Annotated in this window: 9 protein-coding genes and 1 pseudogene; 3 read left to right on the forward strand and 7 right to left on the reverse strand. The window is 66.5% G+C overall.

The window, feature by feature from the left end; genetic code table 11:
* The first annotated feature begins 154 nt into the window (after nt 1-154).
* Nucleotides 155-1,906, forward strand: a complete 1,752-nt coding sequence (locus tag O2K97_RS07830; RefSeq protein WP_269218823.1) for an ATP-binding protein — start codon at nt 155-157, stop codon at nt 1,904-1,906.
* Here the strand turns inward: O2K97_RS07830 and O2K97_RS07835 are convergent.
* The 7 genes from O2K97_RS07835 to O2K97_RS07865 form a co-directional block, all read right to left on the reverse strand.
* The gene (locus O2K97_RS07835; protein WP_269218824.1) at nt 1,903-3,027 is read right to left on the reverse strand and encodes a pyridoxal phosphate-dependent aminotransferase; all 1,125 of its coding nucleotides are present in this window, start codon (nt 3,025-3,027) and stop codon (nt 1,903-1,905) included. The two genes, O2K97_RS07830 and O2K97_RS07835, sit on opposite strands and share 4 nt — an antisense overlap.
* Nucleotides 3,024-3,836 (reverse strand): 16S rRNA (adenine(1518)-N(6)/adenine(1519)-N(6))-dimethyltransferase RsmA, encoded by an 813-nt coding sequence (gene rsmA, locus O2K97_RS07840; RefSeq protein WP_269218825.1) that lies wholly within the window; start codon nt 3,834-3,836, stop codon nt 3,024-3,026. The genes O2K97_RS07835 and rsmA overlap by 4 nt, the downstream gene beginning before the upstream one ends.
* A gap of 145 nt (nt 3,837-3,981) precedes the next feature.
* Complete coding sequence (gene pdxA / locus O2K97_RS07845) at nt 3,982-4,983, reverse strand: 4-hydroxythreonine-4-phosphate dehydrogenase PdxA (RefSeq protein ID WP_269218826.1); 1,002 nt, start codon at nt 4,981-4,983, stop codon at nt 3,982-3,984.
* A complete protein-coding gene (locus O2K97_RS07850; RefSeq protein ID WP_269218827.1) occupies nt 4,980-6,347 on the reverse strand; it encodes a peptidylprolyl isomerase in 1,368 nt (455 codons plus the stop codon). The genes pdxA and O2K97_RS07850 overlap by 4 nt, the downstream gene beginning before the upstream one ends.
* Nucleotides 6,348-6,419: 72 nt before the next feature.
* Entirely contained in the window at nt 6,420-8,858 is a 2,439-nt protein-coding gene (locus tag O2K97_RS07855; RefSeq protein ID WP_269218828.1) for an LPS-assembly protein LptD, read from the reverse strand.
* Nucleotides 8,859-8,891: 33 nt separating this feature from the next.
* Entirely contained in the window at nt 8,892-10,031 is a 1,140-nt protein-coding gene (gene lptG / locus O2K97_RS07860; protein ID WP_269218829.1) for an LPS export ABC transporter permease LptG, read from the reverse strand.
* A complete protein-coding gene (locus O2K97_RS07865; protein WP_269218830.1) occupies nt 10,028-11,164 on the reverse strand; it encodes an LptF/LptG family permease in 1,137 nt (378 codons plus the stop codon). Before O2K97_RS07865 ends, lptG begins: the two co-directional genes overlap by 4 nt.
* A 143-nt stretch (nt 11,165-11,307) precedes the next feature.
* On the opposite strand from O2K97_RS07865, the gene O2K97_RS07870 reads away from it, so the two are divergent.
* Both O2K97_RS07870 and O2K97_RS15700 read left to right on the forward strand, forming a co-directional pair.
* Nucleotides 11,308-12,783, forward strand: a complete 1,476-nt coding sequence (locus O2K97_RS07870; protein WP_269218831.1) for a leucyl aminopeptidase — start codon at nt 11,308-11,310, stop codon at nt 12,781-12,783.
* A gap of 171 nt (nt 12,784-12,954) precedes the next feature.
* A pseudogene (locus O2K97_RS15700) lies at nt 12,955-13,152 on the forward strand (endonuclease domain-containing protein); the annotation flags it as partial.
* Nucleotides 13,153-13,270 lie beyond the last annotated feature (118 nt).

The raw sequence follows: 13,270 nt of genomic DNA on the forward strand, positions 1-13,270 counted from the left end.
GGGTACTCAACGCTACGCTACTGATGCTGTTTTGCCGGGAAGGAGATTTCGGACGGTAAACACAGCGATAGGGACTATTCCGTAGCTGCCCACTGCTCAGGTTTACGTCCTGTTCGTCCTCTTGACCTAACGTCAGGTGGTGAACGGGGGTGTCATGGGTTTTCTTCATTCGATCGCGCCTCTTTTGGCCAGCAGCGCCAAGGAGAGGGTCAAGCAGGTTCCGGTCAGGCTTCTGCTCGCCGCCTTGGTCGGTTGGGCCATGAATGAAGCCGGAATGCTGCGATGGGTCCCGCTGTGGCTGGCGGTCGCGGTCTTGGTGCAGGCATTCGAACTGTGGGCCATGGCGCCGTTCAGACGCGCCGAGGCCTCACAGAGTCCGCTGGCCGTGTTTGTCGCCCTGGCGTCCACCACCGTGATGGCGACCACCTATGCCGCGATGGGTCTGATCATCTGGTCCACCAACCATCCGGCGCTGGTCACGCTCGCCGCCCTGACGATGGCAGGCGGGCTGTTGACCAACGTCGCGTCCGGCATCGCCTCGCGTCGAATCTTCTTCATCGGTGGCAGTCCCTATCTGGCGGCGCTGGCCTTGATGCCGGTGATCAAGGTGATGCAGGGCGATACACGCGGGGTCGTGGTCATGACCCTGTCCGCCGTCCTGTTCGTCGGCATGGTGCTGAACATCTATTGGCGGGTGCACGGATCACGTGAAGCCGAGGTGAAATCTCGGGCGGAGGCGGAGACGCGGCTGGAACAGGCGCAGGCGGCCATGGCCGATCGCGCGGCGATGGCGGCGATCGTCAGCCACGAACTGCGCACGCCCGTCAGCGCGATCCTGGCCGGCGCCCATGTTATTCGCGACGGCAAGTTGAAGGAACACCGCGTAGAGACGGCAGATCTGATCATCGACGCCGGACGATTGATGACCGGCATGCTCAACGACCTTCTGGACCACTCCAAGATGGAGGCCGGCGCCATGGCGATGGAAAGCCGCGACTTCGAACTGGGCGATTTGATGCGCGATACGGTGCGGTTCTGGGCGGCGCCGGCGGCGGACAAGGGGCTGACGCTGGAGATGTCGGGCGTGGACGGCGAGGCGGTGTGGCTGCGCGGCGATCCCTATCGTCTGCGCCAGATCATCAACAACCTGGTGTCCAACGCGATCAAGTTCACACCGTCGGGCGCGATCCGTCTCGAGGCGTCGGCGCCGGGCGGGGACGGCAAGCATTGTCTGACCCTGACCGTGATCGACCAGGGCGCCGGTATCGCGCCCGAGGCGATGAGCCGGCTTTTCACCCCCTTCGCGCAGGGGTCCGCCGAGGTGGCGCGCACCTATGGCGGGACCGGCCTGGGCCTGACCGTCAGTCGGGAACTGGCGCGGTTGATGGGCGGCGATCTGACGGTCGAGAGCAAGGCGGGGCAGGGAGCGGCTTTCACCCTGTGTGTCGATCTGCCGGCGGGTCAGCCGACGAAGGCCTTGGACGGACACGAGGCGGCGACGCCCGTTCTGGCTCGGCGTCTTCGCGTGCTGGCCGTGGACGATCACGAGATCAATCGCCGAACCATCGCGCTCGTGCTTCAACCTTTGAACGTCGATCTGACCACGGCCTCGGACGGCCATCTGGCGCTGGCGCTGCTGTCGGAGAAGGCGTTCGACGTGGTGCTGATGGATGTGAACATGCCGGGCATCGACGGCAACGAGACGACACGCCGCTTGCGCGCCTCGGACGGGCCCAACGCCGTCACCCCGGTGATCGGGTTCAGCGCAGGCACGGAATCCGAACAGGTGCAGGCCTGCTATGCGGCCGGCATGACGGACTGGCTGGCCAAGCCGCTGGAGCCGAAGAAGCTTTACGACGCCTTGCACCGGGCGACCTCGGCCGCGGCGCAGGCCAAGGCGGCCTAAGCCCAGGCTGCAAACCAGGGGCGCAGGCGGCTCAATGCGTCTTCGATCTCCGGCGTCGAGACGGCGAAGCTGAAGCGGATGAAGTGGTGGCCTTCGACAGGGTCGAAGTCGACGCCGGGCGCGGTGGCGACGCCGGTGTCGCGCAGCAACTGCTCGCAGAAGGCCACACTGTCGTTCGTCAGATGACCGATGTCGGCCCAGATATAGAAGGCGCCGTCGGGAGGCGCGATCTTGCGCAGACCCAGCGCGGGCAGGGCCTCCAGCATGAGCTGGCGGTTGCGGGCGTAGGTCTCGATATGGCCTTCCAGCTCGTCGATCGCGTCCATGGCGACCAGACCGGCATGCTGGCTGAGGCTGGGGGGCGTCAGGAACATGTTGCCGATATAGGCGCGGGCGGCGTCGATCCGGTCCTCGGGAACCAGCAGCCAGCCGAGGCGCCAGCCCGCCATGCTCCAGTATTTGGAGAAGCTGTTGATGACCACGGCGTCGGGCGCAAACTGCAGCATCGAAGGCGTCGGGCCGACGTAGCTGAGGCCGTGGTAGATCTCGTCCGACACGATGGCGATGTTGCGCGCTCTACAGACGTCGGCGATGGCGGCCAGCTCCGCGACGGGGATGATGGTGCCGGTCGGATTGGCCGGGCTGGCGATGATGACGCCGGCGGGGGCGGGGTTCATGGCCTGGAGTTGGGCGGCGGTGAGCTGGAACCGGGTGTCGGGACCGCAGGCGATCTCGACCGGCTCAAGATGAAGGGCGCGCAGGGTGTTGCGATACGCGACATAGCCGGGGCGGGCCAGGGCGATCCGGTCGCCGGGCTTGAACAGGGTGCTGAGCGCCAGCACCAAGGCCGGGGAGGCCCCGCAGGTCAGCAGGATGCGGTTGGGATCGACGGCGACGCCGTACCGCTCGTCGTACAGGCGCGCGATCCGACCGCGCAGGTCAGGGCTTTCCCAATAACCCATGGCGTCGGCGTCCAGCACCTGATGGGCGCGGGCGATGGCGGCGGCGGGCGCGCCGGTTGAGGGCTGGCCGAACTCCATATGGATGATCGAGCGGCCTTCGCTCTTGAGCTGATGCGCCAGGCGGCTGACGGAGATGGCGCGGAACGGTTCGACGGTCATTGAAGGGCATCCGCCAGTCGCAGGAAGCCCGCGACATCGATGGTTTCGGCGCGGGCGTCGGGCTCAATGCCGGCGGCCTCGCACAGGGCGGCGCCGCCCAGCTGTTTCAGACTGGACCGCAGCATCTTGCGGCGTTGGCCGAAGGCGGCGGCGGTGACGCGTTCCAGCTTCTTCAGCCGTTCCGGCGACGGGCGCTCATCCAGCGGAACCAGATGGACGACGGCCGAGGCCACCTTGGGCGGCGGGGTGAAGGCGGCGGCGGGCAGATGCATGACGATGCGGGCGGTGCAGACGGCCTGGGCGATGACCGCCAGACGGCCGTAGGCGTCCTCCCCTGGCCCCGCGGCGACGCGCTCGGCGACTTCCTTCTGGAACATCAGGGTCAGGCTATGGGGCAGCCACGGGCCAGTCAGCCATTTGATCAGCAGGGCGGTGCCGACATTGTAGGGCAGGTTGGATACCAGATGGGTCGGGCCGGACACCAGATCGGCCTCCTTCACCTTCAGCGCATCGGCCTCGACGAGGGTCAGACGGCCGGAGCCGTCGTCCAGTTCGGTCAGCAGGGGAATGAAGCGCGGATCCTTTTCCACCAGGATCACGGGGCCGGCGTCGGATTCCAGCAGGGCACGGGTCAGGCCACCAGGGCCGGGGCCGACCTCAATCACCGCGCGACCGTCGAATGGACCGGCGAGGCGCACGATCTTGCGGGTGACATTCAGGTCCAGCAGGAAATGCTGGCCAAAGCTCTTCTTGGCCGAAAGGCCGTGGGCGTCGAGGGTTTCGCGGAGAGAGGGAAGGTCGTTGGACAAGAAAAATTCCGCTCATCCCCGCGAAAGCGGGGACCCAGTTCTTTCAGAGCAAAAGGCTCCGGATCGATCCCCCAGCCCTACCCCATACGGCCGCGCGCCTAAAGCACTGGGTCCCCGCTTTCGCGGGGATGAGCGGAGAATAAATCTAGCGAGACCTGGCCGCCGCCATCTCCGATGCCAGGCGAATGGCGGCGATGAGGCTGTCGGGACGCGCGACGCCCTTGCCGGCGATGTCGAAGCCGGTGCCGTGATCGGGCGAGGTGCGGATGATCGGCAGGCCCAAGGAGACGTTGACCCCGCCCCAGAAGTCCAGCGTTTTGACCGGGATCAGGGCCTGATCGTGATACATGCAGATGGCGGCGTCATAGGTTGCGCGCGCCTGCTCATGGAACAGAGTGTCGGCCGCTCGGGGGTCGGTGATGTCGATCCCCTCGGCGCGAAGCTGTTCGGCGACGGGGATCAGGAGGTCGCGTTCCTGCAGACCCAGGGCGCCGCCTTCGCCCGCGTGGGGATTGAGGGCCGCCATGGCCAAGCGTGGACGGGCGATGGCGAAGTCGCGTTTCAGGCTTTCGTGGACGACGCGGGCTGTGCGGGCCACGCGCTCGGCCGTGACCAGTTCAGGCACCTGGTCCAGGGCGACGTGAATGGTGACGAGACAGGCGCGCAGGTCTTGCGCGGTCAGCATCATCACCGGTCCGCGCGTTCCGGCGTAGGGCGCATCGGCGGTGAGTTCGGCGATGAACTCGGTATGGCCGGGGAAGCGAAAGCCCGAGGCGTACATCGGCGCCTTGGCGATGGGGGCGGTGACGACGCCGGACGCCTCGCCGGACAGGGCGAAGCTAACCGCCTCCTCGATGCCGTCCGCGACGGCCGAGGCATTGGCCGGATCGGGCGACCCGACCAGGACCGGCGCGGGGAGGGGGCGATGGATGACGGGAAGGGCGGAGCCGAACAGGCCATGGGCGTCGCCGGGAGCGCCGACCTCGGCCACAACAACGCCCTGCGCGCGCAACAGCGCCGCGTCGCCTATGACGGCGAAGGCCGTCTGGTCGGCGCGCAACGCCTTCCAGGCGGCGGCCACGATCTCCGGCCCGACGCCGGCGGGTTCGCCAAGCGTCAGGACCAAAGGCGCGACCGCTGGGGTCATTTGAACTCGATCAGGGCGTCGCTGCGCAGGTCGCGCAGATAGCGGCGCTCCAGCACGGACAGGTTCTGGGCGCGCAGACGGTTTTCGACCTGCTGACGGTTCGGCGCTTCCGGTCCGCCGACACGACGACCGCAGACGGCGACCAGGTGCAGGCCCAGCGGGGTGCGGATCGGCGTCGAGACCGAGCCGATTTCGCCGGTGCGCGCGAACTGCTGGAACTGGGGCGCCAGATTGGCCACATCCGATTCGCCGAGGTCGGCGCCCAAGACGCCCTGCGTCGCGCGAGCCTGGGAGATGATGTTGTCGCAGGTCAGGCCATTTCGCAGACCTTTCAGCTTGGCGGTCGCGGCGGCCACGTCGGCTTCCGACGCAGTCTCGGGCAGTTCGACCATAACCTGTTTCAGCGAAACCAGACTGGTGGAGGCGCCGTCACGCTTGTCGCGGAGGTAGAGGATATAGACGCCGCCATCGACGACGATGGGGTTCGACAGTTGTCCCGGCTGGAGCTGTTCGAGCACCGACTGCACGGCCGGCTGGAGCGAATCCTTGACGACCCAGCCTGCATCGCCTGGTACGCGGGCGCTGGCCGAAGGGGCGGCGGAGAATTGCTGGGCGACGGCCTGGAACGGTGCGCCCTGGATGATCTGCTGCACGAGCTGGCGGGCGCCGTTCAGCGCGGCTTGCGGACCGCCGACACGAGCGGCGTCGATGTAGATTTCCCCGAGCAGGAACTGGGGCTTTGACGCCGCCTCGTTCAGACGACGGACTTCCTGGTCGACCTGAAGGGTGCTGGCGCGGGCGCGGCTGTTGAAGCGGCCCGGGATCAGCTGGCTCCAGCCGATCTGGGTGCGCAGGTTGTCGCGGAAGGCGGCGGGCTGGATGCCGCCCTGCTGCAGGAACTGCATATAGGCCTGCGGCGTCGTGCCGGCGGCGCGGGCCATTTCGGCGATCTCGCCGTCCACTTCCTCGTCGGTGACCTTCAGGCTCTCGAACTTGGCCATCTCCTGATCCTTGAGGCGATCCTCGATCAGGGCGTTCAGGGCGGCCTGCTGGATGGCGGGCAGGTTCTGTTCGGTCGGCTGGACCTGGGACGAGGCGATAAGCATCAGCATGCGCTGACGCAGGTCATAGCCGGTGATGATTTTGTCGTTGACCGTGGCGACGATGCCGTCGGCCATTTCGAACTGAGGTTCGGCGCGCGCCGTCGTGGGCGCCTCTTCGGCCGCAGGATTCGGCGCGCCGGCCGCAGGGCTCTGCGCGGGTGTCGAGGCTTGCGCCGGAGCGGGCGCCGTCTGGGCATAGGCCGAACCGGCGAGGAGGACTGCCGCGAGCGCAGCCCCCGTCGAATAACGCATCAAACCCATTGTTCGTCCTGATTCCTCACAGCGGTCCGCCGGCCAAACCGGCAGGCAGTCGCGCCCCTTGAAGCGTCATGCTCAACGCATTTCGCCCTGTCCATAACCTGAACCTCCGAAAGTGGCGAGGTTTAGGCGCACATAGACGCCTTCCGACGGGCCGCCTGGCCGCGCACGGGTGTTGTCGCGACGATAACCCAGTTCAAACCGCAGACAGTCGTCATCGAACAGCACGCCGACTTCGGATCGCGTGATCTGGTTTTCCTCCAGATCGGCGATACCGGCGACGGTGAAGCCCCAGTTCTGGAAGACGAACTGCTGGCCCGCCAGTTGAACGAATTCGTAGTTGCGGTTCAGCGGACCATCGACCGGGTTCGATTGATCCAGAATGTAGCTGACGGTCGCCAGGTTGCGGCGACCCCAGCGGCCGTCTAGCGCCGCCTCGGCGCGGCGCACCTCGCCCGAACCGTCCACCGTGGCGTGGAACCAGCTGCGGATGCGATCCGACGGCGCGAAGTCGCCCTGGACCACCCAGTCGGAGGTCTCGGAGGCGAGGCCCGTGGGGTCGTAGAGACGTGCAGGATCATCGGGAATCGACGTCTTGAAGTCATCCTGCTGATCGAAGCGATAGCTGCGTCCCACGAACAGGCTGGCCTTGCGGCCTTCAGCCCAGCGGATGGTGGCGCGACCGCCCGCCGTCACGCGCGCGCCGCCTTCCAGCAGATCGTAGCCGGAGAAGCGATCCATGCGGAACAGCGACGACTCGTCCAACTCCAGAACCTGCGAATCCTCGATGGGGATGCGGCGATCCAGGTTGACCTTGTTGGACACCGAGAACTGACCCACCGGCTCCAGGATGATGTCGGCGTCGGCGATGCGCTTGATCAGAGGATAGGCGACGTCCACGCCTGCGCTGAACCGGGATCGGCTGACCGTCTCGTCGCTGTCGATGCCCATCATCGGCGGGAGGTCGGACATGGAATAGAGATCGACCCGAGTGTCGACGAACGGCTCCACGCGCACGCCAACGGGCAGAATGATCGCGCGGCGCCATTCGGCCTGACCCGTGATACGGCGGCTGTCGACGCCGGCGAGGCCTGTCGTGACGGCGGGAACAATTTCCGGGTTCAGGATCGGCGCGCCGACGAAGGCGTCGCGGTAGAGCGACACGGCCGAGCCCTTCAGGCGCAGCCGACCGCCGAAGACCAGTTCGCGCGGCTCCCAGCGGGCATCGATCAGCGGGGCGACGAAGGGCAGGGTGTCGTCGTCCTCGAACACCTTGAAGCCGTTGGCGTCGCGGAAGTCCGTCGCGGCGAAGGCCGGGTTCAGGCGCAGGCTCTGGATCGAGAAGGCCGCGATCGACACATAGGACCGATCAGTCTGATGTTCGGCGTAGATCTGGCTGATCAGGCGACGCCGGTCGCCGTAGTAGAGGCCGTTGTCCTGATAGGGAGAGCGCACGTCGTAGCGGTCGAACAGCGTCTTGTCCGAGGTGCGCTCGGCCGTGAAGCCGAAACGCCACGGGCCGTCGGGATCAAACTCGCCGTGCGACAGCAGATAGCTGCGATGCTCGCGGTCGCCGAACTTGACGTTGCTTTCGAAATCGCCGTCGCCGTCCCGATCGAAGTCGCCGAACTCGCGCTCGTAGGTATAGCCGCCGCGCGCCACGATCATGCCGTCAGCGAACCGTCGGCGCCATTGCAGGTTCAGCAGCGGCGCGACCCTGGTGTTGATCTGCGGGCTGATCAGCCAGTCTTCGGACGGCGACACAACGTGGAGATAGGGAACCTCGACGGAGACGCCGCGACCCTCGTCATAGTTGACGATCGGCACCAGGAAGCCCGAGGCCCGCTCCACCGAGGGATCGGGGTGGGCGAAGAAGGGCGTGTAGAAGACGGGCACCGGCCCGATATAGAAGACGGCGTTGCGATAGAGGATTGCGCGCAACTGCTCGTCCTGCGTCACCTTCTCCGCCTGGATCGAGATGGTCGGCGTCTTGGGGCCGCCATCGTCGCAGATCGGGCAGGGGGTGAAGCGGGCGTAGTTCAGTTCGCTGACGTTCTCGCTGCGGCGGACAGCCGTTGCCGCCATCAGGCTGGCTCCGTTGGCCAGACGCGTGGCGAAATCCACGGCGACGCCGGTCTCCAGGTTTTCGTCCAGCTCGAGACGGCTGGCGTAGACCACGGCGCCATCGGGTGCGATGGCCTCGACGCGGCCTTCAGCCGTCGCCGAACCGGCGTTCAGATCATAGGACAGGTTCTCGCCGCGCAGCACATGGCCGCGCGTGCGGACATAGGCGCGGTTCTCGGGCGTGCCGCTGACGATGATGGTGTCGCCTTCACGACGCGCATTGTCGGCATCGACATAGACCGCCTCGGGCGGCAGGCCGTCGGACGGCGCGGTCGCGGCGGGCGGGGTGGTCTGCGCCCATGCGGGCGTCGCCAAGGGCGCGCAGGCGACCAGGGCCGCACCGGCGAGAAGCCTTGCTTTGAAAGCGTCGAAGCGCCGATCACCCTGCATAGGCCATCCGTAGTCTGAGAAGCGAGCGCCCGATTAGCCGTCTTCGGTATAGAACAGCAAGGTCAAGGCTGCGAGCGCGGTAAGAACAGGCGGCAGCCAGGCGGCGACGAAGGGCGCCACGACCTCGGCCGATCCCATCGCCGACGAGAACTGGTTCAGGAAGAAGAAGGCGAAGCCCAGCACCACGGCCGCCACACTCATGCGCGCCAGGTCACCCAGACGCATCAGCCTGAGCGAAAAGGCGGCGGCCAGGATCGACATGGCGGCGAACACCAGCGGCGTCGCCAGAAGTTGCTGGAAGCGCAGGCGGTAGGCGGTCGAGGTGAAGCCGGCGTTTTCGATTCGGCTGATCTGGTTGGGCAGCGACCAGAAGGGCGTGGCCTGCGGCCGGGCGAAGCGCTCGAAGGCCTCGTCGTCGGCCAGGCTGGAGACCAAGGTCAGGCTGGAATAGGTGACGGCGCGCTGGCCGATCTGAGCGCCGACGGCGTCGGTCAGGCGCCAGCTGCCGGCGTTCAGCGAGGCCGACTTGGCGTCGATCCGCTCGGAGAAGGTGCGACCGCCGCCGGGCGCGGTCGTGTAGATGAAGAAGCTGACGTTCAGCAGTCGGGCGTTGGCGCGATCCTGCTGTCCAGCGCGGATGATCATCTGGCGCTGATCGTCGCCCTCGCGCAGCCAGATCGCCTCCTTGGGATCGCCGCCGGGCGCCGTGCCGGAAATCCGCGCGCGCTCGCGCTGCCACAGACCGTCGCCGGCCGACGCCATCGGACCCAACACCGTGACGGTCAGCACGCCCAGGACGAAGGCCATGCCGGCGGCGGGCAGGACGAAACGCCAGGCGGAGACGCCCGCCGCGCGCATGGCGATCAGTTCGCTGCGCCGGTTCAGGCTGATGAAGGCCGACAGGGTGCCGAACAGGAAAACGAACGGCATCAACTGTACGATGACCGAGGGCGACTTCAGCAGCACCAGGCCGAAAATGCGGACAGCCGAGAGATCCTGGGCGGAGCCGACGCCGCGCGAGACCTCGACGAAGTCGATCAGCATGACGAGGGCCGAAATCACGGCCAGGGCCACGCCCAGCGATTTCAGCTGCTGGACCAGCACATAGCGTTCGATGCCGCCGAGACGGGGGATATGAGGCGAGCGACGAGCGGAGGCGGCGACGGCGGTCATGCGAACTTGGCCCTCAGATCGCGCAGGGCGGCGGTGGTCCGGCTGCGACGCGGCTTCAGCGCGCGGAACAGAACCCGCAGGGCGACGACGATGGCCACGATCGGCACGACATATTGCAGCACGTTCATCCAGCCGTTCCAGGCGCTGGCGGCGACAAGCCCATAACCGATGACGCGCAGGACCAGAAACAGGCCCGCCGCCTTGGCGATGCGCAAGGTATAGCCGGTGCGGCTGAAGGCGCCGCCCAGGATGGCCGAAAGCGCCAGCGCCATGGCGACCATGGCGTAGAGCGGCGAGGCCAGCCGCGAATGCGCCTCGGCCAGCAGTTCGCCCCGCGAGCCGGCGACCTCAAGCACCTTGGCCGTCGGGTTCAGCAGCTGGCGCAGATAGAGGTCGGTCGGCTTGTAGCGAAGGGTGTCGGTCACCCCGACGAAGGGCGCGAGAGAGAAGTCGTATCGCCCGAACGACAGCGTCTCCAGCACGCCGCCCGACGAGTAGCGTTGGGCCGAGCCGTCGATCATGGTCAGGATGGGAATGCCGCCGGCGTCCCGGCTGAAGCGCGCCTCGGACGCGTTCCAGGTCGTGACCTTGTCCTTGTCGTCCAGATAGACGAACAGGTTCTTCAACAGACCGTTCTGCTCGATCTGCTGCACATAGACGGTCAGACCGTCAGGCCCCTGAACGAATTGGCCTTCCTCGACCAAGAGAGCGGCGAGGTCGGTGCGGATGTCGAACGCCTGTCGCCGCGCCTCCTGCTGCGCCCAGGGCAGAACGAAGACGTTGACCAGCAAGGTGACCAGGGCGACCAGCACGGCGATGCGGGCGGCGGGGGATATGACCTGCCACCGGGTCATGCCGCCCGCGAAGGCCGCCGTCAGCTCCTGTTCGCGTTGCAGCCGGGTCAGGGCGATCAGGGCGCCGACGAAAAGGCCGATCGGCAGAATCACCGACAGCAGTTGCGGCAGAGCGAGCAGGGTCAGCTTGACCATGATCCACACGCTCTGGCCGCGCTCCACGATGACCTGGAGTTGGTCGAGGCTTTGGCTCAGAATCCCGATTCCCGCCAGCGCTGCGCACGCGGCGATCACAGGGAACAGGATTTGCCGAAAAAGGTATCTTTGAATCAGGGTCATGGGCGGATGGACTTCGCCCGGTTGCAGGCGGCGACATTGAGGCGCATCTAGTAGCACATCAGGGCGCGTCCGCGACAAGCAGACGCGCCGTTGTCATTTTGCTGTTTGCAGACGCCGGGTGGGGCCTGGCTGGAGTTGATTGAATGAAGATCGAATTCGCCGCCGCCGTGGACGCCGCCGAGATTCTGGCCGTTCCGGTTTTTGAAGACCGCACCTTCACCGCCGCCGGGACCGCGCTGGACGGCAAGGCCAACGGCGCCCTGACCAAGGCGGCGGGCAAGGGACGTTTCACCGGCAAGGCCGGGCAGAGCCTGAGCATCGCCGCGCCGGCGGGCGTCGAGGCGGACGCCGTGCTGCTGGTCGGCGCGGGCGCCAAGGACAAGCTGGACGATCTGGCGGTCGAGGCCTTCGGCGGCAACGCCTATGCGGCGGTCAAGCTGTCGGGCGCTGAGGTGCTGACGATCGACGCTTCGGACCTGTCGCCTGAGCAGGCCGCCCGCGTCGGTTTCGCCGCGCGTCTGGCCGCCTATCGCTTCGACAAATATCGCACGACGCAAAAGGCCGACAAGATTCCGTCCATCACGGCCATCCGAGTGGTCACGACTGACCTGCGAGGCGCGGAAGCGGCGCTGGAGCCGCTGTCGGCGGTGGCCGACGGCGTGATCTTCGCGCGCGACCTGGTGTCCGAACCCGCCAACGTCCTGTACCCGGCCGAGTTCGCCAAGCGGGTGAAGGCGCTGGAGAGCCTGGGCCTTGAAGTCGAAATCCTCGGCGAAGCCGAGATGGAGAAGCTGGGCATGCGCACCCTGTTGGGCGTGGGCCAGGGCAGCCGTCGCGAAAGCCAGCTTGCGATCATGAAGTGGAACGGCGGCGAAGCCGGCGCTCAGCCCCTGGCCTTCGTCGGCAAGGGCGTCTGCTTCGACACCGGCGGCATCTCGATCAAGCCGGCGGACGGCATGGAAGACATGAAGTGGGACATGGGCGGCGCCGCCGCCGTGACCGGAACCATGATCGCCCTGGCCAGCCGCAAGGCCAAGGCCAACGTCATCGGCGTGCTGGGTCTGGTCGAGAACATGCCGGACGGCAACGCCCAGCGTCCGGGCGACGTGGTCGTGTCCATGTCGGGTCAGACGGTGGAGGTTATCAACACCGACGCCGAAGGTCGTCTCGTTCTGGCCGACGCCCTCTGGTACACGCAGCAGCGCTTCAAGCCGAAGTTCATGATCGACCTGGCCACCCTGACGGGCGCCATGATCGTGGCCCTGGGCCTGGATTACGCCGGCGTTTTCTCAAACTCCGACGATGTCGCCGATCCGATCCTGGCGGCGGCCAAGAAGGTCGGCGAGAACTTCTGGCGCATGCCGATCCCGGCCATCTACGAGCAGCACATCGATTCCAAGATCGCCGATGTGAAGAACACCGGCAACGGCCGCGCCGGTGGCTCGATCACCGCCGCCCTGTTCCTGCAACGCTTCACCAATGGCGTGCCGTGGGCGCACCTGGACATCGCCCCGACGGCCTGGGCCAACAAGAGCCCCAGCCCCACCGTGCCGGAAGGCGGCGTCGGCTTTGCTGTGCGGACGCTGGACCGGATGGTCGCGGATTCCTACGAAAACTGATCTTAAATTCTTCCCCCTCTTGCGGGGGAAGGTGGCCCGCGTCAGCGGGTCGGATGGGGGGTGAAACTCGGCCTTAGCCGGGTTAGCCTTTGCCTTATGGCCGTCCATTCCGACCGCGCTCACGCTTTCGCTCGCGAACTGCGCAAGTCGCAGACGATGAGCGAGCGCGCCATGTGGCGATTGCTACGTGATCGGCAACTGGAGGGGTTGAGGTTCAGGCGTCAGGTTCCGCTGGGGCCTTATATTGCGGACTTCTGTTGTCATGCCCTGAAACTGGTGATCGAACTGGACGGCGGCATCCATCGATTGCGAGAAGAACGCGATGCTGCGCGAGACGCCTGGCTAGGAGAACAGGGCTTTGAAGTTCTCAGATTTTCGAACGAAGCGGCGGCTCGCAATCCCAACGTTGTGCTGGATTCGGTGCGAGCGGTCGCTCAGCGCCATCACCAAGTTTTACCCCCCATCCGTCTCGCTGACGCGAGCCACC

The sequence above is a fragment of the Brevundimonas vesicularis genome, from assembly GCF_027105095.1.
GTDB classification, from domain to species: domain Bacteria; phylum Pseudomonadota; class Alphaproteobacteria; order Caulobacterales; family Caulobacteraceae; genus Brevundimonas; species Brevundimonas vesicularis_E.